Source organism: Microbacterium croceum (genome assembly GCF_023091245.1).
GTDB lineage: Bacteria > Actinomycetota > Actinomycetes > Actinomycetales > Microbacteriaceae > Microbacterium > Microbacterium croceum.
Genome location: NZ_JAHWXN010000002.1, coordinates 242,521 through 268,166, shown reverse-complemented (window position 1 = coordinate 268,166; position 25,646 = coordinate 242,521). Strand labels below are relative to the sequence as shown.

Annotated in this window: 26 protein-coding genes and 1 tRNA gene; 16 read left to right on the top strand and 11 right to left on the bottom strand. The window is 66.8% G+C overall.

All coding sequences use genetic code 11. From position 1 onward, the window contains the following. Window positions 1-19: 19 nt before the first annotated feature. The 3 genes from mscL to KZC51_RS15280 are packed head-to-tail and all read right to left on the bottom strand — an operon-like array spanning window position 20 to window position 1,337. Window positions 20-430 carry a large conductance mechanosensitive channel protein MscL gene (gene mscL, locus KZC51_RS15290; RefSeq protein ID WP_247630889.1) on the bottom strand — a complete coding sequence of 137 codons (411 nt, stop codon included), beginning with the start codon at window positions 428-430 and terminating at the stop codon, window positions 20-22. Between the two features lie 24 nt (window positions 431-454). Further along, window positions 455-727, bottom strand: a complete 273-nt coding sequence (locus tag KZC51_RS15285; RefSeq protein WP_247630888.1) for an FmdB family zinc ribbon protein — start codon at window positions 725-727, stop codon at window positions 455-457. A 13-nt stretch (window positions 728-740) separates the two neighbouring features. Beyond that, window positions 741-1,337: a 5-formyltetrahydrofolate cyclo-ligase gene (locus tag KZC51_RS15280; RefSeq protein WP_247630887.1), complete on the bottom strand. Its 597-nt coding sequence runs from the start codon at window positions 1,335-1,337 to the stop codon at window positions 741-743. A 41-nt stretch (window positions 1,338-1,378) separates the two neighbouring features. On the opposite strand from KZC51_RS15280, the gene galU reads away from it, so the two are divergent. From galU to KZC51_RS15250, 6 genes are all read left to right on the top strand, one after another. Next, window positions 1,379-2,266 carry a UTP--glucose-1-phosphate uridylyltransferase GalU gene (gene galU / locus KZC51_RS15275; RefSeq protein ID WP_247630886.1) on the top strand — a complete coding sequence of 296 codons (888 nt, stop codon included), beginning with the start codon at window positions 1,379-1,381 and terminating at the stop codon, window positions 2,264-2,266. Between the two features lie 27 nt (window positions 2,267-2,293). Next, on the top strand, window positions 2,294-2,923 hold the full coding sequence (locus tag KZC51_RS15270; RefSeq protein ID WP_247630885.1) for a GNAT family N-acetyltransferase: 630 nt from the start codon (window positions 2,294-2,296) through the stop codon (window positions 2,921-2,923). Window positions 2,924-2,995: 72 nt separating this feature from the next. After that, the gene (locus KZC51_RS15265; RefSeq protein WP_247630884.1) at window positions 2,996-3,844 is read left to right on the top strand and encodes a hypothetical protein; all 849 of its coding nucleotides are present in this window, start codon (window positions 2,996-2,998) and stop codon (window positions 3,842-3,844) included. Between the two features lie 50 nt (window positions 3,845-3,894). Beyond that, window positions 3,895-3,967 (top strand) — tRNA-Ala (locus KZC51_RS15260). Between the two features lie 200 nt (window positions 3,968-4,167). Beyond that, entirely contained in the window at window positions 4,168-4,995 is an 828-nt protein-coding gene (locus KZC51_RS15255) for a GIY-YIG nuclease family protein (RefSeq protein ID WP_247630883.1), read from the top strand. Between the two features lie 137 nt (window positions 4,996-5,132). Continuing rightward, window positions 5,133-5,432 carry an HNH endonuclease gene (locus KZC51_RS15250; RefSeq protein ID WP_308194311.1) on the top strand — a complete coding sequence of 100 codons (300 nt, stop codon included), beginning with the start codon at window positions 5,133-5,135 and terminating at the stop codon, window positions 5,430-5,432. Window positions 5,433-5,445: 13 nt separating this feature from the next. Here the strand turns inward: KZC51_RS15250 and KZC51_RS15245 are convergent, their stop codons facing one another. From KZC51_RS15245 to KZC51_RS15220, 6 genes are all read right to left on the bottom strand, one after another. Next, window positions 5,446-6,831, bottom strand: coding sequence for an aspartate aminotransferase family protein (locus KZC51_RS15245; protein ID WP_247630881.1), 1,386 nt, complete (start codon window positions 6,829-6,831; stop codon window positions 5,446-5,448). Further along, complete coding sequence (locus KZC51_RS15240) at window positions 6,828-7,295, bottom strand: Lrp/AsnC family transcriptional regulator (RefSeq protein ID WP_247630880.1); 468 nt, start codon at window positions 7,293-7,295, stop codon at window positions 6,828-6,830. Before KZC51_RS15240 ends, KZC51_RS15245 begins: the two co-directional genes overlap by 4 nt. An 87-nt stretch (window positions 7,296-7,382) precedes the next feature. Further along, on the bottom strand, window positions 7,383-8,543 hold the full coding sequence (locus KZC51_RS15235) for an acyl-CoA dehydrogenase family protein (protein ID WP_247630879.1): 1,161 nt from the start codon (window positions 8,541-8,543) through the stop codon (window positions 7,383-7,385). Continuing rightward, window positions 8,540-9,298: an alpha/beta fold hydrolase gene (locus KZC51_RS15230; protein WP_247630878.1), complete on the bottom strand. Its 759-nt coding sequence runs from the start codon at window positions 9,296-9,298 to the stop codon at window positions 8,540-8,542. The genes KZC51_RS15235 and KZC51_RS15230 overlap by 4 nt, the downstream gene beginning before the upstream one ends. A 42-nt stretch (window positions 9,299-9,340) precedes the next feature. Continuing rightward, on the bottom strand, window positions 9,341-10,252 hold the full coding sequence (locus KZC51_RS15225) for a sugar kinase (RefSeq protein WP_247630877.1): 912 nt from the start codon (window positions 10,250-10,252) through the stop codon (window positions 9,341-9,343). Continuing rightward, entirely contained in the window at window positions 10,249-11,412 is a 1,164-nt protein-coding gene (locus tag KZC51_RS15220) for an MFS transporter (RefSeq protein WP_281732146.1), read from the bottom strand. Before KZC51_RS15220 ends, KZC51_RS15225 begins: the two co-directional genes overlap by 4 nt. A gap of 413 nt (window positions 11,413-11,825) precedes the next feature. On the opposite strand from KZC51_RS15220, the gene nrdH reads away from it, so the two are divergent. From nrdH to nrdF, 4 genes are read left to right on the top strand one after another with little or no spacing between them, the layout of a single operon-like run. Beyond that, window positions 11,826-12,059 carry a glutaredoxin-like protein NrdH gene (gene nrdH / locus KZC51_RS15215; RefSeq protein WP_046012882.1) on the top strand — a complete coding sequence of 78 codons (234 nt, stop codon included), beginning with the start codon at window positions 11,826-11,828 and terminating at the stop codon, window positions 12,057-12,059. Between the two features lie 33 nt (window positions 12,060-12,092). Further along, on the top strand, window positions 12,093-12,545 hold the full coding sequence (nrdI, locus tag KZC51_RS15210) for a class Ib ribonucleoside-diphosphate reductase assembly flavoprotein NrdI (RefSeq protein ID WP_247630875.1): 453 nt from the start codon (window positions 12,093-12,095) through the stop codon (window positions 12,543-12,545). Next, window positions 12,542-14,686, top strand: coding sequence for a class 1b ribonucleoside-diphosphate reductase subunit alpha (gene nrdE, locus KZC51_RS15205; protein ID WP_308194322.1), 2,145 nt, complete (start codon window positions 12,542-12,544; stop codon window positions 14,684-14,686). Before nrdI ends, nrdE begins: the two co-directional genes overlap by 4 nt. 31 nt (window positions 14,687-14,717) lie before the next feature. Continuing rightward, window positions 14,718-15,698 carry a class 1b ribonucleoside-diphosphate reductase subunit beta gene (gene nrdF, locus KZC51_RS15200; protein WP_247630874.1) on the top strand — a complete coding sequence of 327 codons (981 nt, stop codon included), beginning with the start codon at window positions 14,718-14,720 and terminating at the stop codon, window positions 15,696-15,698. 351 nt (window positions 15,699-16,049) lie between these two features. Here nrdF and KZC51_RS15195 read toward each other — a convergent pair whose 3' ends face one another. Beyond that, a complete protein-coding gene (locus KZC51_RS15195) occupies window positions 16,050-16,973 on the bottom strand; it encodes a nucleoside hydrolase (RefSeq protein ID WP_247630873.1) in 924 nt (307 codons plus the stop codon). After that, complete coding sequence (locus KZC51_RS15190) at window positions 16,960-17,961, bottom strand: LacI family DNA-binding transcriptional regulator (protein WP_247630872.1); 1,002 nt, start codon at window positions 17,959-17,961, stop codon at window positions 16,960-16,962. Before KZC51_RS15190 ends, KZC51_RS15195 begins: the two co-directional genes overlap by 14 nt. Before the next feature lie 242 nt (window positions 17,962-18,203). On the opposite strand from KZC51_RS15190, the gene KZC51_RS15185 reads away from it, so the two are divergent. From KZC51_RS15185 to KZC51_RS15160, 6 genes are all read left to right on the top strand, one after another. After that, on the top strand, window positions 18,204-19,487 hold the full coding sequence (locus KZC51_RS15185; protein WP_247630871.1) for an ABC transporter substrate-binding protein: 1,284 nt from the start codon (window positions 18,204-18,206) through the stop codon (window positions 19,485-19,487). Window positions 19,488-19,556: 69 nt separating this feature from the next. Further along, window positions 19,557-20,522, top strand: a complete 966-nt coding sequence (locus KZC51_RS15180) for a carbohydrate ABC transporter permease (protein WP_247630870.1) — start codon at window positions 19,557-19,559, stop codon at window positions 20,520-20,522. After that, on the top strand, window positions 20,519-21,421 hold the full coding sequence (locus KZC51_RS15175) for a carbohydrate ABC transporter permease (RefSeq protein ID WP_247630869.1): 903 nt from the start codon (window positions 20,519-20,521) through the stop codon (window positions 21,419-21,421). The genes KZC51_RS15180 and KZC51_RS15175 overlap by 4 nt, the downstream gene beginning before the upstream one ends. Further along, window positions 21,418-23,727, top strand: coding sequence for a beta-glucosidase family protein (locus KZC51_RS15170; RefSeq protein ID WP_247630868.1), 2,310 nt, complete (start codon window positions 21,418-21,420; stop codon window positions 23,725-23,727). Before KZC51_RS15175 ends, KZC51_RS15170 begins: the two co-directional genes overlap by 4 nt. After that, window positions 23,724-24,494 (top strand): ThuA domain-containing protein, encoded by a 771-nt coding sequence (locus KZC51_RS15165; protein WP_247630867.1) that lies wholly within the window; start codon window positions 23,724-23,726, stop codon window positions 24,492-24,494. Before KZC51_RS15170 ends, KZC51_RS15165 begins: the two co-directional genes overlap by 4 nt. Further along, window positions 24,491-25,597, top strand: coding sequence for a Gfo/Idh/MocA family protein (locus KZC51_RS15160; protein ID WP_247630866.1), 1,107 nt, complete (start codon window positions 24,491-24,493; stop codon window positions 25,595-25,597). The genes KZC51_RS15165 and KZC51_RS15160 overlap by 4 nt, the downstream gene beginning before the upstream one ends. The last annotated feature ends 49 nt before the right edge of the window (window positions 25,598-25,646 follow it).

Below are 25,646 nucleotides of genomic sequence, written 5' to 3'. Positions count from 1 at the left end.
CTCGCAGAGTGGACGCGGGTCAGCTGCGCTGGTTCTTGGCGAGCAGGTCGCGGATCTCGAGCAGGAGCTCGGCTTCGGTGGCTGCGGCGGGCTCTTCTGCGGGAGTGCCCTTCTTCGCGGCGACGCGCGCCTTGTAGTGGTTCATCGGCACGACGAACACGAAGTAGACGACAACGGCAACGGCGAGGAAGCTGATGACGGCCGAGACCAGATCGCCGATCGGGAAGGTGACCTTCTCGCCATAGATGCTCGTGAGCTGCGGGCCGAAGTTGCCCGCGGCATCCGCCTTGAAGAAGAGGGACACGAGCGGATTGATGACGCTGGCGACGACGGCGTTCACGATCGTGGTGAATGCACCGCCGATGACGACGGCCACAGCCAGGTCGATGACGTTGCCGCGGAGGATGAACTCCTTGAAACCTTTGAGCATGGGGACCCCCAGCAGATCGGGACCTCAGGAAGAGGCGGAACTCGATGCAGCCGCCGGTTTGGCGCTCGTCGTCGACTCCGTCTTCGATGATGCCGAAGCATCCTTCGATCCGCCAGTCTTGGCGCGCGAGTCGGTGCGATAGAAACCGGAGCCGTTGAAGGTCACCCCGATCGAGCCGTACTGCTTGCGCAGGGCGCCACCGCACTCGGGGCAGACCGAGAGAGCGTCGTCAGAGAAGCTCTGCACGGCATCGAACTGGTGTCCGCACGATGTGCAGGCATAGGCGTAAGTGGGCATTTCGTCCTCAGGGTCAGCGTCGCGACGGCGACAGGTTCAGAGTCTGCGACGGGGTGACGACGCCGTCCACCGGCTGGTCGTGCACCTCTCGGGGCAGGGAGTCGAGTATCTCGGAATCATAGATGACTGCGTAGACAGGAGGGCACTTCTCCATGGAACCGATGGTCTTGTCGAAGTAGCCGCGGCCCCACCCCATCCGCATGCCCGATCGGTCGACGGCCGCTGCGGGGACGATCATCAGGTCGACATCGTTCACGGCGATGGGCCCGAGCACCTCGCCGGTGGGCTCCGGAAGTCCGTACAGCCCCTCGGTCGTCGCGTCGTCATCGGTTGCGACGGCCCAGTCCAGCAGTCCGTCGGCGCGCGTGATCGGGAGCAGCACCCGGATCCCTCGGCGTACGGCTCTGGTCACGAACTCCCGGGTGCCGGGTTCGCTCAGGGTGGAGAGGAAGCAGGAGATGGACCGGGCGCCGAGTTCGTCGATCAGGGCATCCAGACGTTCGCCGATCGCTGCGGCCGCCGCTTCGCGCTGTGCCTCGGAGAGCAGTCCGCGGCGCTCGCGCAGTTCGGCGCGGAGTGCGCGCTTGGCATGCTCGACGTCGTTCGACATGCCTCCGAGTCTACGGGGGTGCCCACCACTAGGCTGAGGGGATGGGTACGCAGAAGATCAAGGCCGTCATTCCTGCCGCAGGCCTGGGGACTCGATTCCTGCCAGCCACCAAGGCGATGCCGAAGGAGATGCTCCCGGTCGTCGACAAGCCGGCCATCCAGTATGTCGTCGAAGAGGCGGCGGAAGCGGGCATCGACGACATCCTGGTCATCATCGGCCGCAACAAGAACGCCATCTCCAACCACTTCGACTCCGTGCCGGAGCTCGAGGTGAAGCTCATGGAGAAGGGCGACACGGGCCGCCTCGAGCGCGTCATGAAGTCGAGCGACATCGCCGACATCCATTTCGTGCGTCAGGGTGAGCCGAAGGGGCTCGGGCACGCGGTGCTGCGCGCCCGCACGCACGTCGGCGACAGTTCGTTCGCGGTGCTGCTGGGCGATGACCTCATCGATGAGCGCGACCCGCTGCTGACCGACATGATCGCCGAGCACGAGCGCAGCGGCGCCGCGGTGATCGCTCTGATGGAGGTCGACCCCTCCAACATCCACATGTACGGCGCCGCCGCCGTGGAGCCGATCGACGGCTCTGAGTCGGTCCGCGTGACCGGACTCGTCGAGAAGCCCGCGCAGGAAGATGCTCCTTCCAACCTCGCCGTGATCGGACGCTACGTGCTCCCCGCCTCGGTGTTCGAGATCCTCGAGCGCACCGAGCCGGGCAAGGGCGGCGAGATCCAGTTGACGGATGCGCTGCAGGAGATGGCGGCAGACCCCGACGGCCCCGGTGTGGTGGGCGTGATCTTCCGCGGTCGGCGTTACGACACGGGTGACCGTGTCGACTACATCAAGGCGATCGTGCAGCTCGCCTCCGACCGTGAGGACCTCGGCCCCGAGTTGCGGCCGTGGTTGAAGGAGTTCGCGGAACGCCTGTAGGCGACTCTGCGGGCGTCGGGGCGCGCGATGGATCTGACGGCAGGCATCAGGCACGGGGCGATCGAGCTGCGGCTCATCCGCTCGAAGGACGCACGTCCGCTGCAGCACGAGCTGCTGACCAACCGGTCATGGCTGCAGCGGTGGGAGGCGACGGTTCCCTACGGGAGCGTCTCGTTCGACATGCGCCTGAGCATCCGGCGACTCCTTCAGCAGTACAAGGACGGTGCCGGCTACCCGTTCGTCATGGAGTACGACGGCGAGGTCGCCGGTCAGCTGAACGTGTGGGGTGTTGCTCGCGGCTCGCTGTGCTCGGCCACCATCGGCTACTGGGTGAGCGAGCGTTTCGCCGGCCGGGGGATCACCCCCACGGCCGTCGCGCTCGCGACCGATGCCTGCTTCACCGAGTACGGACTGCACCGGATGGAGATCTGCATCCGCCCCGAGAACGTGGCGAGCCTGCGCGTGGTGCAGAAGCTGGGGTTCCGCTACGAGGGGCTGCGGCGTCGCTACATCCACATCGATGGGGACTGGCGGGATCACTATGCCTTCGCGCTCACCCGGGAGGACGTTCCGCAGGGAGTTCTGGCGCGTTGGCTGAACGGTCAGGTGCCTCCCGACGCGTCGACGGTGCCTCCCGCTGACCGTCTGAGTCTCTGATCCGACGCCGACTCCCCGCGACACGCGCCGACTGCGCGTTCGGAAGGCTCGGGAACCCGTAGCTTTGTCGGTATGGACGGGCCGGTGCTGAGCGGGGGAGTGATCGTGCTCGTCGCTGTGCTCCTCTGGATGCTGTACCTGCTGCCCTCCTGGCGCGGTCGCTTCCAGTACAACGCCGCGGAGCGCAACGCCGTGCGGCTGAACCAGGCGCTCCGCGTGCTCGCCGAGACCAGTGAGACACCGGGAGAGGTGCGTTTCGAGTTGAACGCCCGCACCGCGCTCGCGCAGCAGAAGTTGGCCAAGCGCGTGCAGTCCGAGCGGGAGGCCGCCGAGCTCGAAGCGCTCCGCAACGAGCTCGCCGCCACCAGGGCTGATCCGGTGGTGCGCCAGGCGCGCGCTCGTCGTCGCGTGCGTGCGACGGCGACCACCATGGTGCTCCTCGGGCTCGCTCTCGCGGGCCTCGGTGTGTGGCAGATCATCGCGACCGGTGCGCAGCTGCTGCTCTGGGTCGGAGGCGCGCTCGTGCTCGTCTCCGGGCTCGCCCTGCAGCGGATGGCAGCGGTGGCCGCGCGATCCGTCAGGCGCCCGCAGCAGGTCGCAGAGCCGCAGACCGAGCGCGTTGCTCCGGAACTCCATGATCAGGGCCGTGCCACCTGGACCCCGCGTCCGCTGCCCGAGCCCATGGTGTCGGTCGCCGGATCGCGCGCACAGGTTGCGCAGGCCGAGATCGAGGCGCAGGAAGAACGGCGCAAGGCCGCCCGCATCGCCGCACTCCGTGCGCGTGCCGAGGAGATGGCTCCGGAGGCCCCGGTGGCCCTGCCGGCCGCCTCCTCATCTCCGTACGCCCGGATGGGTTTCGTGGACGATGCGGAGATCGAAGACCACGTGAGGGAGCTGCTCTCCCGACGTGCCGCCGGGTGATCGGTGTGACGCGGACCCCTCTTCCGTCGTGATAGCGTAGAGGTGTTCACGGGCCTATGGCGCAGTTGGTAGCGCGCCTCGTTCGCATCGAGGAGGTCAGGGGTTCGAATCCCCTTAGGTCCACCGAGAGGACGGCCGATCGGGCATGAGAGATCATGACTGGTCGGCCGTCGTCGTTTCCGTGTGCGCATCTGGCCGCCCCGCTGTGGCTGCGAGCCGCTATAGAGCCTCGTTCTTGCATCCTCAACGAGACAAGCACGGCCAATGGTCAGTCTCGTCGAAATGACGCCAGCTCTCTCCATCGTCCGCACTAGCCTGTGACCATGGACCCGATCCTGCTCGAGACGCTACTGCCGCCAGGGTTCGATCCGACGCGAGTCAAGCTCCATTTCGCCGTTTTCAATGGTGAGTCCTTTCCGATCGACGCGCTCGGCAACGACCCCGATCAGTGGCAGCGGTGGAATTCATGGCGCAACGTGAACGACGACTTCAACCGGCAGTTCATCTTCTCTCTCGCACAGGACCGACGCGATCCGACGCTGTGGTTGTTCGGCGGGATCTGGGAAGTGGTGGGCCGTCGCCCCGAGCCACGACAGCATTCCTACGACGTCATCCTTCGGCAAGACCTCATGGGCCCCTATATCAAGAGGCTCTTCGTGCGCGTGGCGCTCACGGGCCGCAACCGCCGTCGGAACATGGAGGCATGTCTCGGCGACATGACGGTTGCGTCGATTGCCGAGGAACCGTTCGTCGGCATCCCCTTCCCGGGGCACGATCGCATCGATCATTCGCTGGGCGAGATCCAGACGATCGTGAAGCAGGGCCGTCCTGACTGGCGTATCGCGTTGGAGCACATGAAGGGTGTCTATGTCATCCACGACACGGTGACAGGCGAACCCTACGTCGGCTCTGCCTACGGCGACACGGGGATCTGGCAACGCTGGTCCCACTACGCGCTCACCCTCCACGGAGACAACGTCGGGCTGAAAGCTCACCTCGCGGCGACGGGCGAAGAGTATTTCCGAACGACGATGCGATTCGCTCTGCTGGAGTTCTGGTCGATGCGCACAGACGACGATCATGTGATCGACCGCGAGACCTATTGGAAACAGGTGCTGGTCTCCCGGGCCCTCGGGCACAATCGGAACTGAGCGGTTCACACCGCAACATCCCCCGCCCGCCGCGGTACCGTGAGCCCATGCCTGCCCGTCGCAAAGTCCCCGCGTCCGCGCGCACGCCAGCTGCCCGCACGCGCTATGCGCGTCGGAGGCAGAATCGACTGTCGCGGGTGGACAACGATCTCACTCCCGATCAGTGGCAGGCGCTGATGGACGCCTGGGAGGGCTGTGCCTATTGCCAGAACCCGGCACCGGCGCTGCAGCGCGATTGCATCATGCCCGTCTCCCGCGGCGGAAGATACACCCTCGAAAATGTGGTGCCGGCGTGTGCGTCGTGCAACGCCAGCAAGAACAACAGCGAGGTCACCTCGTGGCTGCGTCGCAAGAGGCTCGACGAACGGGCGTTCCTCGTCCGTCAGGCGACGATCCTGAAGTCCCTCGTCCCCGCAGCGGAGGACGAGGGACCGTAGCGCGTGCGGGCGTTCAGAGCACGGACTGGGCCCGGGTGAGCACGTCGCGCAGGATCTGCTCGATCTCGCGGAACTCCGGCTGACCGATCGTGAGCGGCGGTGCGAGCTGGATCACGGGGTCGCCCCGGTCATCCGCGCGGCAGTACAGGCCGGCTTCGAACAGGGCAGGGGAGAGGAAGCCGCGTAGCAGCCGCTCCGACTCGTCATCGTCGAACGTCTCCTTGGTGGCCTTGTCCTTCACCAGCTCGATGCCGAAGAAGTAGCCGTCGCCGCGCACGTCGCCGACGATCGGGATGTCGAGGAGCTTCTCGAGCTCGGCGCGGAACAGCGGAGAGTTCTCGCGCACCCGCTGGTTCAGGCCCTCCTCGTCGAAGATGGCGAGGTTCTCGAGCGCGACGGCCGCGGAGACCGGGTGGCCGCCGAACGTGTAGCCGTGCGGGAACGACATGTCGCCCTTCGAGAAGGGCTCGTAGATGCGGTCGCTGACGATCGTGGCGCCGATGGGCGAGTATCCGCTCGTCATGCCCTTGGCGCACGTGATCATGTCGGGCACGTAGCCGAGGCCCGTGCACGCGAACGTGTGCCCGAGGCGTCCGAACGCGCAGATGACCTCGTCGGAGACGAGCAGTACGTCGTGGCGGTCGCAGATCTCTCGCACGCGGGCGAAGTAGCCGGGAGGGGGCGGGAAACAGCCGCCGGAGTTCTGCACAGGCTCCAGGAAGACCGCGGCGACCGTGTCTGCGCCTTCGAAGAGGATCATCTCCTCGATGCGGTCCGCCGCCCAACGGCCGAAGGCCTCGAGATCATCCGCCGGTCCACCCATCTCCGCCGCGCGGTAGAAGTTGGTGTTCGGCACGCGGAAGCCACCGGGGGTCACGGGCTCGAACATGGACTTCATCGCCGGGATGCCGGTGATGGCGAGAGCACCTTGCGGGGTGCCGTGATAGGCGACCGAGCGGGAGATCACCTTGTGCTTGGTGGGCTTGCCCATCAGCTTCCAGTAGTGCTTGGCGAGCTTGAACGCGGTCTCGACGGCCTCGCCGCCTCCGGTCGAGAAGAAGACGCGGTTCAGGTCGCCCGGCGCCTCATCGGCGAGGCGGTCGGCGAGCTCGATGGCGGCCGGATGCGCGTAGGACCACAGCGGGAAGAACGCCAGCTCCGACGCCTGCTTCGCGGCGGCTTCCGCGAGTCGGGTGCGACCGTGTCCGGCGTTGACCACGAAGAGGCCGGCGAGACCATCGAAGTACTGCTTGCCCTTCGAGTCCCAGATGTGGTGCCCATCACCCTTGACGATGATCGGCACACCGGACTTCTCCATCGTGGACTGCCGGGTGAAATGCATCCAGAGGTGGTCTTTGGCCATCGCCTGGAGTTCGGCTTCGTTGCGTGTGGTGCTCATCTGGTCCCCCAGTTGTAGAGCTGCTTCTGCAGCTTGGCGTAGATGAAGGTCTCGGTCGAGAGAACCCCCTCGATCGGACGGATGACGTCGTTGATCAGCGAGAGCAGGTCTTCGTCGTCCTCGCAGACGACCTCGGCGAGCACGTCGAAGGCGCCCACGGTGATGACGACGTAGTCGATCGCCTCGATCGCGGCGACCGCCTCGGCGACCCGGCGTGCATCGCCGGAGACGCGGATGCCGATCATGGCCTGGCGGTGGAAGCCGAGCTGCATGGGGTCGGTCACGGCGACGATCTGCATGATGCCGGACTCTGTGAGCCGCTGCACGCGCTGACGGACCGCCGCCTCGCTCAGGCCGACCACACGGCCGATATCGGAGTACGAGCGACGGCCGTCTTCCTGCAGGAGCTCGATGATCGTCTTCGAGACCTCATCCAGCGTGGGGTGTCTTCTCGTCGGGCTCATGGTGCGATCTTCGCATCCGCAACGACGTTCGGCAACTGATTTCGCGCTTTGAGTTGCCCGAGTCTATGGAAAACAGCAGGAAAGGGGTCAGGATTCGAGTGGACCCAGCCATGCGCCCGCCGCCGTGGCATGGGCGGACTCGGGGTCGGAGGGGTGGAACGCCCCCGCCAGCACATCGCGGTAGAGGCGGGAGAGCTCGTTCGAGGAGAAGTACGAGCCGCCGCCGGAGACCAGCATCGCCTGGTCGACCACGTGCTTGGACATCGTGATGGCGCGGTGCTTGACGCCCGAGAGCAGGCTGAACCACCGTGCGCCGTTGTCGACGCGCTCGTCGACGTCGCGTGCGAGGGTGGAGATCTGCGGGGGCAGGGCGTCGTAGGCGAGGGCCATGTCGGCGATGCGCCAGCGGATGTCGGGGTCCTGGCTGTAGGCCGCGCCCGTCTTCTTCGAGCGGCGGGTGTGCGCCGTCTGCACGGCCAGGTCCAGCGCGCGGCGGGCGATGCCGGTGTAGACGGAGGCGAGCAGGATCTCGAACACGCTGAAGATCCCGAACACGATCGGGTCGGGGTTCGGACCGGGATCGATCCGGCGCACGACGTGTGCGGCATCCGCTGTCGCGCCGTGCAGACGGGTGGTGCGGCTCTGGGTCGCCCGCATGCCGAGCGTGTCCCAATCCTCGGAGGTCGTGACCGCATCGGTGCGCTCGACGAACGCGAAGACCAGCTTCGGCGCATCCGCGCTCGTGGTGTCGAGGCCATGCAGCCCGAGTCGCGTCCATACGGGGGCCAGCGACGTGAAGATCTTGGTGCCGGTGAAGGAGTAGCCGCCGTCGGGGAGGGGCACGGCATCCGTGTCGCTGCCGAAGAGCACGAGGTCGTTGCCGCCCTCGCTGATGCCGAACGCGAAGACCTCACCGGCGACCGCGCCGTCCTGCACGAACTCCAGCCCCGGCACGCCGCGGTCGGAGAACACCTTCGCGACGCCCGTCCACACCAGGTGCATGTTGATGGCCAGGGCCGTGGCCGGGGCAGCCGTCGCGAGCCGCTGCTGCAGCAGAGCGGCCTCTGCGAGACCGAGACCGGCACCCCCGCGCGCGGCCGGCACGAGGATCGACAGGTATCCCGCCTCGCGGAGCTCGTCGAGGTCCTGTTGCGGGAACGTGTTCTCGCGGTCGTGCAGCGGAGCACGCTCGCGGATCCGCTCCAGCAGGTCGTCGGGGAGGAAGGTGGTCGGGTCGAAAGCGCTCACGTCAGAGCCTCCAGAAGCTGGCGCACGGATTCCTCCGGCTTGTCGCGGTGCAGGGAGTGCCCGGCGCCGGCGACGATCGACATCGTGATCAGCGGATTCGCCGCCAGCACCTCGTCCGCCAGATCGCCGGTGAAGATGCTGTACACGGCGGGGTCGGCGCCGAGCACGTGCGTGGGGATCGAGAGGGCCGCGGCTTCGGCCCGCACATCCCAGGGCCGGTTCTGGGCGCTGGTCTGCTCCACCGCCCAGGCGCTCGCCCGGAGCACGGCATCGACCTTCAGCTCCTGGTCTTGCGGGTGCCAGTGCGGATGCTCCTCCTGCACCACGTCGAGTCGGGGGTCGGCGAATGCCCGCTCCTGGCTCCGGCGCACGATCGCGGCGTCACGGTCGTCGACGTGGATGGCCGGATCGATGAGCACGAGGCGGCGCGTCCAGGCGGCATCGGATGCCGCGGCGACCGTGCTCGCTGCGCCCCCGAGGGAGTGGCCGATGACCGCATCCCAGCTGCCGCCGTCGGCGGGGCGGGTCGCCACGAGGTCGGCGCCATACGCTGCGACCGAGTAGTCGAGTGCCCGGGGTGCGTCACCGTGACCACGCAGATCGACGGCGGTGGTGTGCCATCCGGCTTCGGCCAGCGCGTCTCCGAGGCGCCACATGAGGGCAGCGGAGGAGCCGAGACCGTGCACGAGCAGGGCGCGGCGCGGAGCCGAGGGGGAGCCCCAGGCGATGCGGGGCAGCAGGAGCGGTGCGGGCATGCTCACAGCCTACGACCGGCCGGTGAGGTGGGCTCAGTGCGATCAGTCGAGTGGCGGGAGATCGGCCGCGATCGTCAGTACGCGCTCGGCGGCGGCATGCCCTGCCGACAGGCGTGCGTCGAGCGATGCGCCGTCGAGGGTGGCGACCAGGAAGCCGGAGGCGAACGCGTCGCCTGCCCCGACCGGCTCGACCACGTCGACCACGGGGGCCGGCACGAACACCGGATCGGCGTCGCCGTCGAAGGCGGTCGCCCCGACATCGCCGTCCTTGACGATCAGCAGCGGACAACGGGGGAGGAAGGCGCGGATCTCGGCCGGAGTCACGGTGCCCCAGATGCGTTCGGCCTCGTCGCGGCCGACGAAGGCGATGTCGGCGGCGTCGGCCAGGCGGGCGAGGGTCTCGGCGGCCTCCTCGCGACTCCAGAGCGGCCGCCGGTCGTTCACGTCGAATGACACGAGCGCGCCGGCGGTGCGGGCATCGGTGAAGAGGCGGTCGACCATCTCCCGAGTCGAGGGCGAGAGCGCGGGTGTGATGCCGGTGGTGTGCACGATGCGCACACCGTCCAGCCGCTCGGGTGTCAGGAAGCCCGGCCCCATGTGCGCGGCGGACGATCCGCGGCGGTAGTAGTACACGGCGGAGGATTCGACGCCCGGATCCTTGAACATGACGCCGGTGGGTGCGTCCGCGGCGCGCTCGACCCACAGCTCCACGCCGCGACGCGCGAGGTCCGACACGATGCGGTCGCCGAGCGGGTCGGCGCCCAGGCGGGATGCCCAAGCGACGCGGTGGCCGGTGGCGGCGACGCCCGCCGCCACGTTGGACTCCGCCCCGGCGAGCCCGATCGTCGCGTGCCCGGCCTCGGCGAGGCCCGCATCCGTCGGCGTGATCAACGCCATGGTCTCGCCGACGCAGACGATCTCGGGCGCGGACGTCAGAGAGGAGAAGGAGCTCATGAGGGGGTGACCGCCAGCGGTTCGGTATCGGGGTGAGGGCTCGCGTCGCGGTGACGCAGATCGGGGAAGGAACGGACGAACACGATCGAGACGACCAGGCCGGCCGCGGCGAACAGCGTCGCGGCGAAGTAGGCGCCACGCCAGTCGCTCACGTCGACGAGGAAGCCCGCCACCGCGGACCCGGCTGCGGCGCCGATGAGCTGGCCGGTACCGGCCCATCCGAAGGCCTCTGCGGTCTCGCTGAACTTCACACTCGCCGAGGTGATCGCGAACAGCACGGCGAGGGCCGGGGCGATGCCGATGCCGGCGAGGATCAGGGTGCCGCCGAGCCAGAACACGTTGAGCATGACCATCGTGAGGCCGAGGCCGATCGTGACGATCAGCAGACGCCGTGCCATGGCCCACGGTCCGATGGGGATATGGCCGAAGGCCAGGCCCCCGGCGAGACTGCCGACCGAGAAGACGGCGAGGACGAGCCCCGCGGCCAGGCTGCCGTGCTCGAACGTCGCCACGACGCCGACCTCGACGGCCGCGCACGCGCCGATCAGGAGGAAGCCGATGACCGTGGCGAGCATGACCGGCGGCTTCAGGACGACCTTTCCCAGGGCGTTCCGGCTGCGGGGGATCCGCACGCGACCGACCTCGGGGGAGAGGATGAACCACGCGCCTCCGGCCACCAGGATGATCGCGACGAGAAGCAGGCCCTCGGTGGTGCCGATCTGCGTCGACACGAGCGTGATGACCACGGGAGCCAGGATCCAGATGATCTCCTGCAACGAGGCGTCGAGGGAGAAGAGCGGGGTGAGCTGCGAGGAGTTCACGAGCTTCGGGTAGATCGTGCGCACGGCGGCCTGGATCGGCGGAGTGGAGAGGCCGGCCACCATCCCCAGCACCATGTAGCCCGGCAGGTTCAGCGGGAGCAGAGCGAGTCCCAGCACTGCGACCACACAGACGGTCAGGGTGAGGGTGAGCACGCGGCGCATGCCCCACGCGCCCATCCAGCGGCTGGTGATGGGGCCGGCGACAGCCTGGCCGACGCTGGTCGCTGCGAGCACGAGACCGGCGGCTCCGTACGACCCCGTCTGCTGTTCGACATGCAGCAGGATCGCGAGCGAAGACATGCCGTTGGGGAAACGCGCGGTCAGCTGAGCTGCGATCATGCGCGCCACCCCGGGCGTGCGAAGAAGGTCCCGATATCCCGCCACCTCACAACGGTACCGGCACCCGGTGCGGAGCGTCGAAGCGGGTACGGATGCGACACGCCGACGACACGCCGAACGGCAGTTTCCACAGGTCTCGGAATGTCGGAACCCCCGCTTACGGTCCCACCTGTGGACAGATCGCTCACAGGCGCTTCCCAGCCGCGATTTCTCGCGGTTCGGATGCCCTTCGGACCGGTCTCGGCCTGTGGAAGAAACGGTGGAGAACCTGTGTTGTACCAGGGGAGAGCGGTGGAAAACTACACGGATGTAACTACTACCCCTTGTGGTCGCCCGTAATGTCCGTCCCTATATGTAGTATTGAAGTCCCGGCGGGGGTCTGCCGGAGCAACCAGAGATTTGAGGGGTTTCAGATGTCGATCACGGTCTACACCAAGCCGTCCTGCGTGCAGTGCAACGCCACCTACCGTGCGCTGGATGCCAAGGGCATCGAGTACGAGATCCACGACCTGTCGGAGGACCCGACGGCGCTGGAGCAGGTCAAGGCGCTCGGCTACATGCAGGCGCCCGTCGTCGTGACCGACGAGGACCACTGGTCGGGCTTCCGTCCCGACAAGATCGCCGAGCTCGCCACGCGCCTGGCGTGACCCTTCGGCGTCGCTCAGGAACCGGGGTGAGTCATGCACCTAGTCGCGACCGCCGCGCCGCTCCTGGTCTACTTCTCGAGCGCGTCGGGTAACACCGCACGTTTCGTCGAGAAGCTCGGGCTTCCGGCCCGACGCATCCCTCTCCGCCGGCAGGAGGAAGACCTCGTCATCGACGAGCCCTTCGTGCTGGTCACCCCCACCTATGGCGGAGGTGAAGGGCGCGGCGTCGAACGAGGGGCCGTGCCCAAGCAGGTGATCCGGTTCCTCAACGACGAGCGCAACCGGCAGCACATCCGCGGCGTCATCTCTGCGGGAAATACCAACTTCGGCGATTCCTTCTGTCTCGCCGGCGACATCATCAGCCGCAAGTGTCACGTGCCTCACTTGTACCGGCTCGAAATCTTCGGCACACAAGACGACGTTGATCGCGTGAGCGACGGATTGGAGCGACAGTGGCTACCACAGTTGACGAGCAGGACGCAGTGACCGAGACGGTGGCGTTCAAGGCCAACCCCAACTACGAGGGCCTGGACTACCACGCGCTCAACGCGATGCTCAACCTGTACGACGCCGACGGCAAGATCCAGTTCGACGCCGACAAGCGGGCAGCGCGCGAGTACTTCCTCCAGCACGTCAACCAGAACACCGTGTTCTTCCACTCGCTCAAGGAGCGTCTCGACTACCTGGTCGAGAAGGAGTACTACGAGCCCGCCGTCATCGAGCAGTACTCGATGGACTTCATCCAGAAGCTCAACGACCTCGCCTACGGCAAGAAGTTCCGCTTCGAGACCTTCCTCGGCGCCTTCAAGTACTACACGAGCTACACGCTCAAGACGTTCGACGGCAAGCGCTACCTCGAGCGCTTCGAGGACCGTGTCGTGATGACCGCCCTCGGTCTCGCCGACGGTGACGAGAAGCTCGCGGTCGCCCTGGTCGAGGAGATCATCTCCGGTCGTTTCCAGCCGGCGACGCCGACCTTCCTCAACGCGGGCAAGGCGCAGCGCGGCGAACTCGTCAGCTGCTTCCTCCTGCGCATCGAAGACAACATGGAGTCGATCGCCCGCGGAATCAACTCCGCGCTCCAGCTCTCCAAGCGCGGTGGCGGCGTGGCGCTCCTGCTCTCGAACATCCGCGAGGCCGGTGCGCCGATCAAGCAGATCGAGAACCAGTCCTCCGGCATCATCCCCGTCATGAAGCTGCTCGAAGACAGCTTCAGCTACGCCAACCAGCTGGGTGCACGTCAGGGGGCGGGTGCGGTGTACCTCAACGCGCATCACCCCGACATCATGCGCTTCCTCGACACCAAGCGTGAGAACGCCGACGAGAAGATCCGCATCAAGACGCTCTCGCTCGGCGTCGTCGTGCCCGACATCACGTTCGAGCTCGCCAAGAACGGCGAGGACATGTATCTCTTCTCGCCGTACGACGTCGAGAAGGTCTACGGGGTGCCCTTCGGCGACATCTCCGTCACCGAGAAGTACCGCGAGATGGTCGACGACCCTCGCATCAAGAAGACGAAGATCAACGCGCGCGAGTTCTTCCAGACGATCGCCGAGATCCAGTTCGAGTCGGGCTACCCGTACATCATGTTCGAGGACACGGTGAACAAGGCCAACCCGATCAAGGGCCGCATCAACATGTCGAACCTCTGCAGCGAGATCCTGCAGGTGAACACGCCGACCACATACAACGACGACCTGTCGTACGACCAGATCGGCAAGGACATCTCGTGCAACCTCGGATCGATGAACATCGCGCTGTCGATGGATGCCGATGACCTCGGCCAGACGGTCGAGACCGCGATCCGCGCGCTGACCGCGGTCAGCGACCAGAGCCACATCCGCTCCGTGCGCTCGATCGAGGACGGCAACGACCGCTCCCACGCGATCGGCCTCGGGCAGATGAACCTGCACGGGTACCTGGCTCGTGAGCACGTCTACTACGGCTCCGAAGAGGGCATCGATTTCACGAACATCTACTTCTACACGGTGCTGTTCCACGCGCTGCGTGCGTCGAACAACCTCGCGATCGAGCGCAAGCAGGCGTTCGACGGCTTCGAGGACTCGACCTATGCGTCGGGGGAGTTCTTCGACAAGTACATCGACCAGGCGTGGGTGCCGGCGACCGAGAAGGTCAAGGAGCTCTTCGCCGGAAAGCACATCCCGACGCAGGAGGACTGGGTCGCGCTCAAGGCATCGATCCAGGAGCACGGCATCTACAACCAGAACCTGCAGGCGGTGCCGCCGACCGGCTCGATCTCGTACATCAACAACTCCACGTCGTCGATCCACCCGATCGCGTCGAAGATCGAGATCCGCAAGGAAGGCAAGCTCGGCCGCGTCTACTACCCGGCCGCGTTCATGACGAACGACAACCTGGAGTACTACCAGGACGCGTACGAGATCGGCTACGAGAAGGTCATCGACACGTACGCCGCGGCCACGCAGCACGTGGATCAGGGCCTCTCGCTGACGCTGTTCTTCAAGGACACCGCCACCACGCGTGACATCAACAAGGCGCAGATCTACGCATGGCGCAAGGGCATCAAGACGATCTACTACATCCGTCTGCGTCAGATGGCGCTGGAGGGCACCGACATGACCGAGTGCGTCTCCTGCATGCTCTGACCTGCTCACTGACTCGAGAAACGACGAAGACATGACTCCCCACTCCCCGATCAAGCTGGTCGACAGCGTGCAGGCGATCAACTGGAACCGCATCATCGACGATAAGGACCTCGAGGTCTGGAACCGCCTGGTGAACAACTTCTGGCTGCCCGAGAAGGTGCCGCTGTCGAACGACATCCAGTCGTGGAACACGCTGACGCCCGAAGAGCAGCTGCTCACGATGCGCGTCTTCACCGGTCTGACGCTGCTCGACACGATCCAGGGCACCGTGGGCGCCGTCTCGCTCATCCCCGACGCGATCACCCCGCACGAGGAGGCGGTGTACACCAACATCGCGTTCATGGAGTCGGTGCACGCGAAGAGCTACTCCTCGATCTTCTCGACGCTCGCGTCGACCAAGGAGATCGACGAGGCGTTCCGGTGGTCCACCGAGAACCCGAACCTTCAGAAGAAGGCTCAGATCATCATGGACTACTACCAGGGAGACGACCCGCTCAAGCGCAAGGTCGCCTCGACGCTGCTCGAGTCGTTCCTGTTCTACTCGGGCTTCTACCTGCCGATCTACTGGTCGTCCAAGGCGAAGCTCACGAACACGGCCGACCTCATCCGCCTCATCATCCGCGACGAGGCCGTGCACGGGTACTACATCGGGTACAAGTTCCAGAAGGGTCTCGAGAACGAGACCGAGGAGCGCCGTCAGGAGCTGAAGGACTACACCTTCAACCTGCTGTTCGAGCTCTACGACAACGAGGTGCAGTACACGCAGGACCTCTACGACGGCGTCGGTCTCACTGAAGACGTCAAGAAGTTCCTGCACTACAACGCCAACAAGGCGCTGATGAACCTCGGCTACGAAGCGATGTTCCCCTCGACCGTGACGAACGTGAATCCGGCGATCCTGTCGGCGCTCTCGCCGAACGCCGACGAGAACCACGACTTCTTCTCCGGCTCGGGTTCGTCGTACGTCATCGGCAAGGCCGAGGCCACGGAAGACGACGACTGGGACTTCTGACCGTCCTGATCAAGAGCGAACCTGGTTCGGTCATAATCCCGAACGCAAGCCCCCTGCCGGTAGCTCACGTGAGCTGCGGACAGGGGGCTTGCTTGTGTGCTCCCGTCCGAGATGCGCAGGTCGATCGCTGTTTCGCGTGATGAATCGGGGCGTGCCGCGTCTCACCAAGGGATGCTGTCCCCACTTTCGGGGTCGGCGCCGGACTCGGAGGACCGAAAGCGTGAACGGGATACCCTTCGCCCTCACCCTGTTGGGCGTTTCGACGGTGATGATCCTGGTGACGGTCGTGACAGCCGTCATCGGTTCGAACAGGCGCCGCGCAGACAAGGGGAGACGCCCGTAGCGGGCTGGTCAGAGGCGCGAGCCATCGAGCGTGAGCGACGATTCGGCGTCGCCCCACGCCCGGAGCTTCGCGAACATGTCCTCGATCAGCCAGCGGGTATCGACCCCTTCGCAGACGCGGATGCGCCGGTGCTCATCGAGGACGCCATCGATCTGCGCATCGGCGGTGAACCGTGGCGGCGGACGCAGACTCCAGCGCGCGCCGAGCGGATTGAGGAGCGCACCGATGGCGGGGCTGTCGCCGAGAGAGCGGAAGTCGAGCGGCCCGTAGCTGACCGTCTCGTTGAACTCGATCAGCTGGTCCACCAGGTAGTCGCCGAGAGCGCTGGTGCCGGAGAGGCGTTCGCGGAGCTCGGCGTGACCGACGCCGACCATCGTGTAGACCGGCATCGGGATCTGCCAGACCTCGACGCCTGAGGCGAGCACGACTTCAGCGGCCGGCACGTCGTTCACGAGGTTGAACTCCGGCGAGTATCCCGCCAGCCCTTCATAGGGAGGCCCGCCGACCCACACCACGAGCGGGTCGGTCGCGACGAGCGACGGATCCTCCAACAGAGCGGATGCCACGTCGGTGAGGGGGCCGAGCACGGCGATGCACAGCCGCCGCTCATCGGAGTGCGCCTCGTCGATGATGAGCTGCGACGCCGCAGACGATCGAGGCGTCTGCGTATCCGGCAGCGCGCCGTCGGCACCATCGGCGATCGCGATGCTGTCGCCGACGCTCATCAGATCGCAGAGCCGATCGACCTCCGCACGCGATGCCGCTCTGCTCCCGTTCCGGCCGAAGTGGGCCGGAAGCAGACCACGCACTTCTAGCACGGGGGAGAGCAGTGCATGAGCGACGGCGAACTGATCGTCCGCCTCATTCGCCGCATCCGTGCTGATCAGCGCCTTGCGGCGGGGAGGTGTTGTCGAGGGCTCAGAGCGATTCACGAGAGATCAACGAGGTCGGCAGCAACTGCTCCTTCTCGGCGGGGAGACCGCGAATCGTCGCCAGCAGCGTATCTGCGGCTGCTCTCCCCATCTCCTCCAGAGGCTGACGGACCGTCGTCAGCGGTGGATCGGATGTGCCGGCGATGAGGATGTCATCGAACCCGACGACGGAGACATCGGTCGGCACGCGCCTTCCTGCCGCCTGAAGCACCCGAAGCGCCCCCGCAGCCATGAGGTCGGAGGAGGCGAAGAGGCCATCCAGATCGGGGGCGCGCTGCAGCAGCCGTGCCATCGCCGCGGTGCCGCTGTCGAGCGTGAAGTCCCCGTGCACGATCGGACCGGGCGTGATGCCGTGCCGGGCGAGCTCGTCGGTCCATCCGCGCGTGCGGTCCCTCGCCTGCTCGAGGTCGAGCGGTCCGGTGATGATGCCGATGGACCGGCGGCCCGCTTCCACGAGGGCGCGGGCGGCGAGCACGCCGCCGCCGTAGTTGTCCGAGTCGATCACGATCGGATCGGGGCCGATATCGGCATGCGGGCGACCGACCCAGGCGATCGGCACGGGGGACTCGGCCAGCCGATCGACGAGGTGCGTGATCTCGTGCTGCAAGATGACGATCGCGCCGTCGAGCGCGCCTGAGCGGAGGAAGCGCGGAATGCGATCGAGGTCTTCCTGGTCGGCGGGCAACAGCACGGGCTGCACCTCTCCCGCGGCGAGTCCCTTCGCGGCGCCCTTGAGCACCGCGGTGAAGAAGGTTCCGTTGTGGCTGCCGAGCTCCTCGAAGGCGATCACGAGCCCGACGGCACCGGCACGGCCACCACGCAGCACCCTGGCCGCGAAGTTCGTCTCGTAGCCGAGGCGCTGAGCCTCTCGTTCGACGGCTTGGGTCATCGCCGGGTCGACATTGGTCGCGCCGGCCAGCACGCGGGCGGCGGTGGCGCGCGACACTCCCGCCGCCTGCGCGACGTCGACGACGGTGGGTCTGCCCATGGCTCTCTCCGCGGAAGTTCGGTGGTCAGTCGAAGATCGATCTCTCGATGTAGAGATCATCGCACGAAAACCGACGGATGTTCGACCGAGGGACGAATTTGTCGGATCGGCCGATGCGTCGTTACAGGGTTGCCCTGCTGGATGATGTCGGTTACTGTGACCCGAACGAGAGATCGATCTCTCAGGCGCACTCCCTCACGTAGTCGTCTGCACTCACATGTCCCCGAAGAAGAGGAGCTGTTGTGAACCGTCGCAAATTGGCCCTGCCTATCGCAGCGATCGGCGCTTTCGCGCTGCTGATCTCCGGATGCTCATCCGGCGGATCAGGATCGGAGTCCGGATCCGGTGATCCGAACGCCGAATTCGAGTTCTGGTCTTTCACCGGCATCGGGCAGAAGGACTCCGTCGACCGGTACCTCGAGAAGAACCCCGACGCCAAGGTCAAGCTGAGCGAGGTCGGCAGCACGACCGAGACGGCGACCGCTCTGACCGCGGCCCTCGCCGGCGGCCGCGTCCCTGACCTCGTCATGATCCAGAATGACGACCTTCCGAAGTTCGTCGAGAACGCGGGCAACTTCGTCGATCTGCGCACGCTCGGCGGCGATGACCTCGGCGACGACTACCTCGACTGGGCGATCGGGGGAGCGACGGCCGAGGACGGCTCGATCATCGGGATCCCGACGGACGTCGGCGGTCTGAGCTTCGCATACCGCGCCGATCTGTTCGAGGCGGCCGGTCTCCCCACCGACCCGGCCGAGGTGGCCGAGATGTGGTCGACGTGGGACAAGTTCATCGAGATGGGTGAGAAGTACACGGCAGCGACCGGGGAGCCCTTCGTCGACAACGTCGAGACGAGCGTCTTCTTCTCCACCGTCAACCAGGTGAGCGAGAAGTACTACTCGTCAGACGGTGAGCTGATCTACGACAAGAACCCCGAGGTCGAGGAGGCGTTCGATGTCGCGGTGCGCACCTACGACGCCGGCATCAGCGCCAGCATCCCCGCGTGGTCATCGGGCTGGGCGCCGGGCAAGGCCAACGGCGCATTCGCGGTCACCACGGCTCCCTCGTGGATGCTGTCCGGCATCAAGACGGACGCTCCCGACACCGAGGGCCTGTGGCGCATCGCGTCGGTCCCCGGCATCGGCGGCAACTGGGGTGGCAGCGTCATCGCCATCCCCGCCCGCGCCGACAACCCGGAAGCGGCGTGGCAGTACATCGAGACGATGCTCTCGCCGAAGGGGCAGACCGAGCACTTCTCGACGACCGGAACCTTCCCGGCGGCGAACGAGGCGCTCAACAGCGAAGAGGTGCGCAGCTACACCGACCCCTTCTTCGGCGACTCTCCCATCGGCGCCACCATGAGTGACTCTGTGCTGGAGTTCAGCTCGTTCTACAACGGTCCCGACACCAGCGCGATCGGCGCCGCGTTGCTGAACGCGCTCGTGGACATGGAAGCGGGCAACGTCAAACCGGCTGACGCATGGCAGACCGGGCTGGACAGCGCCAAAGCCGCGATCGGCGGCTGAGAACCGAATCGCCCGATGGTCGGTCCGCGCCGCAGCGCGTGGGCCGACCATCCCGACCGAGGCAGGACCATGACCGCGACAGCGACCGCCATCCCCGTTCAGAAGATCCGCCGGCGCGACCGGCCGCCCACCCAGAAGATCAGGCAGCCGTTCGCCGAGCGTCTCGCCCCGTATCTCTACGTCGCCCCGTTCTTCATCATCTTCGCCGTCTTCGGCCTGTTCCCCCTGCTGTTCACCTTCTACGTGGCTCTCTTCGACTGGAATCCGATCGGTGAGCAGACCTTCGTGGGCCTGGCGAACTTCGAGCGGCTCTTCCAGGACGCACGGTTCTGGAACGCCTTCGTCAACACCTTCGGGATCTTCCTGATCTCCACGATCCCGCAGCTGCTGCTGGCCCTGGGCCTGGCCCATCTGCTCAACCACGCGACACTCAAGCTCGCGAACTTCTTCCGGATGGCGTTGCTCATCCCGTACATCACCTCGGTCGCCGCGACCGCGCTCGTGTTCGCCCAGATCTTCGACAAGAACTTCGGGCTCATCAACTGGATCCTGGATCTCGTCGGGGCGCCGGCGGTGAACTTCATGTCGTCGCAGGTGGGCTCGTGGATCGTGATCTCTTCGATGGTCATGTGGCGCTGGTTCGGGTACAACACCCTGCTGTACCTCGCCGGGCTCCAAGCCCTCCCACGCGAGATGTACGAGGCGGCATCCGTCGACGGTGCCTCCGGTTGGCAGCAGTTCATCCACCTGACGATTCCGTCGCTGCGACCGATCATCATCTTCACCGTGATCATGTCGACGATCGGTGGGCTGCAGATCTTCACGGAGCCGCTGCTCGTCGCGCCGGAGTCGGGACTCACCTGCGGCGGCGGTCGCCAATGCCAGACGCTCGCGCTCTTCCTCTACGAACAGGGCTTCGGACAGTTCGAGTTCGGCTACGGCTCGGCGATCGGAGTGGCGCTGTTCGTCATCGTGGTCGTCGTGTCGCTGATCAACTTCTACCTCACCACCCGCACCAGGAAGGCACGCGCATGACTCACGTGACGCAGGAGACGGCCTCGATGTCGCAGGCGAAGCCCGAAGCTCCCGCCCGCCGCCGTGGTCATGGCGGCCGTGTCGGCAGGGTGCGGTGGTACGTCTACGCATTCCTCATCGTCGCCGTGCTGATCAGCGTCTTCCCGCTCTATTACATGTTCGTGATCGCGTCGGTCGGAGCTTCGGCTGTCACGTCGATCCCGCCGCGGTTGTACCCCGGATTCAACTTCTTCGACATCGCGACGAAGGTGTTCGAGACCGTGCCCTTCCTGCAGTCGCTGCTGAACAGTGTGATCGTGTCGCTCGCCGTGGCCGTCATCACCTCGCTGCTGTGCGCGCTCGCCGGATTCGCCTTCGCCAAGCTGCAGTTCCCCGGGCGCAACACGCTGTTCCTCATCGTGCTCCTGACCATGACGGTGCCGGCGCAGCTGAGTGTGATCCCGCAATATCTGATCATCTCGTGGCTCGACTGGGTCGACACGCTCCAGGCGATCATCCTGCCAGGACTGGCGAGCGCCTTCGGGATCTTCTGGATGCGTCAGCATCTGTCGACCACCCTGAACGACGAGCTGATGGCTGCCGCGCGCATCGACGGCGCCAACAGCTGGCAGATCTTCTGGCGCATCGGGTTCCCGGTCGTGCGCCCGGCCGCCTTCGTCCTGGGGCTCATCACCTTCACCGGTGTGTGGAACGACTTCATGTGGCCGTTCATCGTGCTGAAGTCTCCCGAGCTGTTCACGGTGCAGATCGCACTCAAGCAATTGCAGGCGAACCGGACGATCGATCTGGCTCTGACCATGGGCGGCTCGTTCATGGCCACCCTGCCGTTGCTCATCGTCTTCTTCTTCGTCGGCCGCCGCATGGTCGCGGGCATCATGGACGGGGCGTTCAAGGGATGACGGTCGAGCTCAACGCCGTCGATCAGGCCCGATGGCGTGATCCGACGCTGAGCGCGCGTGAGCGTGCACAAGCTCTGGTCGACGAGCTGACCCTCGAGGAGAAGGTCGCTCAGCTCGGATCCCTCTGGCCGGCCGGAGGCGCCGATGCCAGCGACCCGCACCTCTCCGATGACTTCGCCGACGGCGTCGTCGTCTCGCTCGCACACGGCCTCGGCCAACTCACCCGCGTCTTCGGCACGGCACCGATCAGCGTGCGCGACGCCGTGGCGAAGCTGCGGGCGCTGCAGCATACGGTGACGGACAGCCAGCGCCTGGGGATCCCCGCGCTCGTGCACGAGGAGTGCCTGACAGGCCTCGCCACCTACGGTGCGACCGCCTTCCCCACACCGCTCGCGTGGGCGGCCACCTTCGACGATGATCTGGTGCGCGAGATGGGGCGTGCCATCGGCACGGACATGCGCGCCATCGGCGTGCATCAGGGGCTGGCTCCGGTGCTCGACGTCGTGCGGGACTACCGATGGGGGCGGGTCGAGGAGACCCTGGGCGAGGATCCGTATCTCGTCGGACAGCTGGGCGCCGCCTACGTCTCGGGGCTCGAGAGTGCCGGGGTCATCGCCACGGTGAAGCACTTCGCCGGCTACGCGGCGTCGCGGGGTGCGCGCAACCGCGGCCCCGTCAGCATGGGGCCGCGCGAGTTCGCCGACACCGTGCTGCCTCCTTTCGAGATGGCGCTGCGACAGGGCGGAGCCCGCAGCGTGATGACCTCGTACGCCGATGTCGACGGCATCCCGAGCACAGCCAACCGGGCGCTGCTCGACGGCATCCTGCGTACCGAGTGGGGATTCGACGGCACGGTGGTGGCCGACTACTGGGCGATCCCGTTCCTCGTCTCCCGGCACCGGGTGGCTGCGGATGCCGCCGAGGCCGGCGCCCTCGCACTGCGCGCCGGTGTCGATGTCGAACTGCCGTCCACGACCGCGTTCTCCTCGCTCGCACGACTGGTCCGCGAAGGGATCGTCGACGAGAGCGATATCGACCGTGCGGCGGTGCGTCACCTGAGGCACAAGATCGAGGCGGGACTGCTCGACGCGGCATCCGTCGTGCCGCACGGCGCGGAAGACGTCGACCTCGACAGCGAGCGCAACCGTGCATTGTCGGCCAGGATCGCCGAGGAGTCGATCGTGCTGCTCGAGGACGACGGCATCCTGCCCCTGACCCTCGATTCGCGGGTGGCGTTGATCGGGCCGGCCGCTGCCGAATATCGGAGTCTGCTCGGATGCTACGCGTTCCCCAACCACGTCCTCACCAAGTACCCGGGCCATGACCCCGGCATCACGATCCAGACGATCGAGGCGGCACTGCACACAGAGCGGGGGATCGGCGAGCTGCGCTTCGTCCGCGGCTGCGAGATCCTCGACGATGCCGAGGAGATCGCCACTGCGGTGAGAGCAGCCGGCGAGAGCGACGTCGCCGTGGTGGTCGTCGGCGATGTGGCGGGGATCTTCGGTGCGGGCACCTCCGGCGAGGGATGCGATGCCCCTGATCTGCGGCTTCCCGGTCGCCAGCACGACCTCGTCCTGGCCGTGCTGGCCACCGGTGTCCCGACGGTGCTGGTCGTGGTCTCCGGGCGTCCGTACGCGCTGGGGGAGTTCGGGGCGGCGCGCGCGATCGTCCAGGCCTTCTTCCCCGGCGCAGACGGCGCCGGCGCCATCGCCGGCGTGCTCTCCGGACGCGTCGCCCCGAGCGGGCGGCTTCCCGTGCAGATTCCGCGGTCGCCCTCGGTGACCACCACGTACCTGGAACCGCCGTCCGGCCGTCATGATGCGGGGGCCACGGTGGCCGATCCGACCCCTCTCTACCCGTTCGGCTACGGCCTGACCAGGGGACGGATCGAGTACGAGTCGATCGACGCGCCGTCCGATCTCCGCACCGACGGCGCCGCCGAGATCGCCGTCACCGTGCACAACGCGGGGTCGGCGGCGGTGGAGGTCGTGCAGCTCTATGCCTCCTTCCCGTCCGGCGCCGTGGTGCGTCCGGAGGCGCAGCTGGTCGGTTTCGCGCGTGTGCGCATCCCCGCGGGGAGGCGAAGGACCGTGCGCTTCACTCTCGAAGCCGCACGTCTGGCCGTGACGGGGATCGACGGCCGGTTGGGCGTCGATCCCGGCACGGTGGTGCTCGCGGCGGGGCCGTCGGTGGCGGATCGCGCCTGTGCGATCCGCGTCCGGCTCGTGGGCCCGCGGCATGTGGTGCTGGCCCGCGCGGGGAGGACCGCGTGGGATGTCGATCACGGAGAGGACGAGGAATGACGACGAAGCGGCCGATGCGGGTGCTGGTCTGGGGCGAGAATCATCACGAGAAGCACGATGAGCTCACCCGGCAGATCTACCCCGACACGATGCACGGCACGATCGCGGCCGGGCTGCGCGATCTCCTCGGTGCGGACGCCGTGGTCGAGACCGCCGCTCTCGACGATCCGGAGCAGGGGCTCGGCGAAGAGCAGCTCGCCGAGACCGACGTGCTCCTGTGGTGGGGGCATCTGCGGCATGACGCCGTGGACGACGATGCGGTCGAGCGCGTGCAGCGGCATGTGCTCGGAGGGATGGGATTCATCCCTCTGCATTCGGCGCACTTCTCGAAGGTCTTCATCCGTCTGATGGGAACCACGTGCAGCCTGCGCTGGCGGCAGGGTGTCGATCGCGAGCTGGTGTGGACGGTGTCGCCCACGCATCCGATCGCCCAGGGTGTGCCGCATCCGCTCATCATCCCCGCTCAGGAGATGTATGGGGAGTACTTCGATGTGCCTGCTCCGGACGAACTGGTGTTCGTCTCGAGCTTCTCCGGCGGCGAGGTGTTCCGCTCGGGGCTGACGTTCTCGCGCGGTCACGGGCGCATCTTCTACTTCTCGCCCGGCGACCAGGACTACCCGGTCTATCACCAGCCGGAGATCAAGCGGGTGCTCGCCAACGCCGTGGCGTGGGCGTTCCAGGATCGGCCGCGCACCCAGCCGCGGATCACGATGCACCGCGAGGGCGAGTTCGACACACCCCGTGAATGGGACGGGACGCTGCAATGACCGCGGCCGTGGCCGGTGCCGACGTGCGTGACGTCGTCGTCGTCGGAGCCGGGGGCATGGGGCGGGCATGGATGGATGTGGTGCGGTCGAGGGAGGATCTGCGCCCCTCGGCCGTCGTCGACATCGACCTGTCGGCGGCGCGGGCCGCGGCGGCGGAGCGTGACTGGAGCGTGCCGGTCTTCGATGATGTGGCCGCAGCGCTGCAGGAGGTCCGTGCGGATCTGCTGCTGAACGTCACGATTCCCGAGGCGCATCGGGGGGTGAGCGAGACCGCCATCCGGGCGGGGGTTCCGGTGCTCAGTGAGAAACCGGTGACCCCGACCGTGGCGGACGCGATGTGGCTCAGCGCACTGAGCGTCACGCGAGGAGTGCTGCTCGCGACCAGTCAATCGCGCCGGCATTCGGCAGGCATCACTGCCTTCCGTGACGCCCTGCGGGACCTCGGCGGCCTCGGCCAGCTGCAGACGCAGTTCTTCCAGAACCCTCGATTCGGTGGCTTCCGTGACGAGATGGCCTCGCCATTGCTCGTCGACATGGCCATCCACCAGTTCGACCAGGCCAGATACCTGCTCGGGAGCGAACCGGAATCGGTGTACTGCGAGGAGTTCTCGCCGGCGTGGAGCTGGTACCGCGGAGCGGCGGCTGCGCAGGCGATCTTCCGCTTCTCGGGCGGCGCGCGTTTCGGCTACGCGGGGAGCTGGTGCGCCGACGGCCTCACGACCTCGTGGAACGGGGATTGGCGCGCGAGCGCGCCGGGAGGGTCCGCGACGTGGGACGGCGAGAACGCCGTGCGGATGCAGCGCGAAGGAGGCGGGGTGCAGGACATTCCGGTGGGCGCCGTTCGGGAGGGGCTCGACGCCGCGCTCACGGAGTTCCTGGCCGCGTTGGACGGGGGCGCGCCTCCGTCGGGGGAGATCCGCCAGAACATCCGCAGTCTCGCGATGGTCGAGGCGGCGGGGGAGTCCGCGGCGACCGGAACCAGGGTCGAGTTGGACTCCGTGTTCGCACGGGCCGGGGTATCGGCGCTCGCGGACGCCCAGGCAGCAGGGGAGACCGAGATCGCCGATCAGCTGCGCACGTGGGCGGGCGGCCCGCCGCGGTGACGTCCGCGCTCCGTGGACCAGCGGATCGCCGCGAGGTGAGCCGTCCCGC

Excerpts from the sequence above, each read along its gene's own strand:
- KZC51_RS15240 (WP_247630880.1), bottom strand. The coding sequence starts at position 7,295 with ATGAGCCCGACGAGAAGACACCCCACGCTGGATGAGGTCTCGAAGACG.
- KZC51_RS15170 (WP_247630868.1), top strand. The coding sequence starts at position 21,418 with ATGACGGTCGAGCTCAACGCCGTCGATCAGGCCCGATGGCGTGATCCG.
- KZC51_RS15280 (WP_247630887.1), bottom strand. The coding sequence starts at position 1,337 with ATGTCGAACGACGTCGAGCATGCCAAGCGCGCACTCCGCGCCGAACTG.
- KZC51_RS15255 (WP_247630883.1), top strand. The coding sequence starts at position 4,168 with ATGGACCCGATCCTGCTCGAGACGCTACTGCCGCCAGGGTTCGATCCG.
- KZC51_RS15220 (WP_281732146.1), bottom strand. The coding sequence starts at position 11,412 with ATGATCGCAGCTCAGCTGACCGCGCGTTTCCCCAACGGCATGTCTTCG.
- KZC51_RS15175 (WP_247630869.1), top strand. The coding sequence starts at position 20,519 with ATGACTCACGTGACGCAGGAGACGGCCTCGATGTCGCAGGCGAAGCCC.
- mscL (WP_247630889.1), bottom strand. The coding sequence starts at position 430 with ATGCTCAAAGGTTTCAAGGAGTTCATCCTCCGCGGCAACGTCATCGAC.
- KZC51_RS15270 (WP_247630885.1), top strand. The coding sequence starts at position 2,294 with ATGGATCTGACGGCAGGCATCAGGCACGGGGCGATCGAGCTGCGGCTC.
- galU (WP_247630886.1), top strand. The coding sequence starts at position 1,379 with ATGGGTACGCAGAAGATCAAGGCCGTCATTCCTGCCGCAGGCCTGGGG.
- KZC51_RS15180 (WP_247630870.1), top strand. The coding sequence starts at position 19,557 with ATGACCGCGACAGCGACCGCCATCCCCGTTCAGAAGATCCGCCGGCGC.
- nrdI (WP_247630875.1), top strand. The coding sequence starts at position 12,093 with ATGCACCTAGTCGCGACCGCCGCGCCGCTCCTGGTCTACTTCTCGAGC.
- KZC51_RS15265 (WP_247630884.1), top strand. The coding sequence starts at position 2,996 with ATGGACGGGCCGGTGCTGAGCGGGGGAGTGATCGTGCTCGTCGCTGTG.
- KZC51_RS15225 (WP_247630877.1), bottom strand. The coding sequence starts at position 10,252 with ATGAGCTCCTTCTCCTCTCTGACGTCCGCGCCCGAGATCGTCTGCGTC.
- KZC51_RS15245 (WP_247630881.1), bottom strand. The coding sequence starts at position 6,831 with ATGAGCACCACACGCAACGAAGCCGAACTCCAGGCGATGGCCAAAGAC.
- nrdF (WP_247630874.1), top strand. The coding sequence starts at position 14,718 with ATGACTCCCCACTCCCCGATCAAGCTGGTCGACAGCGTGCAGGCGATC.
- KZC51_RS15190 (WP_247630872.1), bottom strand. The coding sequence starts at position 17,961 with ATGGGCAGACCCACCGTCGTCGACGTCGCGCAGGCGGCGGGAGTGTCG.
- KZC51_RS15230 (WP_247630878.1), bottom strand. The coding sequence starts at position 9,298 with ATGCCCGCACCGCTCCTGCTGCCCCGCATCGCCTGGGGCTCCCCCTCG.
- KZC51_RS15165 (WP_247630867.1), top strand. The coding sequence starts at position 23,724 with ATGACGACGAAGCGGCCGATGCGGGTGCTGGTCTGGGGCGAGAATCAT.
- nrdH (WP_046012882.1), top strand. The coding sequence starts at position 11,826 with ATGTCGATCACGGTCTACACCAAGCCGTCCTGCGTGCAGTGCAACGCC.
- KZC51_RS15160 (WP_247630866.1), top strand. The coding sequence starts at position 24,491 with ATGACCGCGGCCGTGGCCGGTGCCGACGTGCGTGACGTCGTCGTCGTC.
- KZC51_RS15285 (WP_247630888.1), bottom strand. The coding sequence starts at position 727 with ATGCCCACTTACGCCTATGCCTGCACATCGTGCGGACACCAGTTCGAT.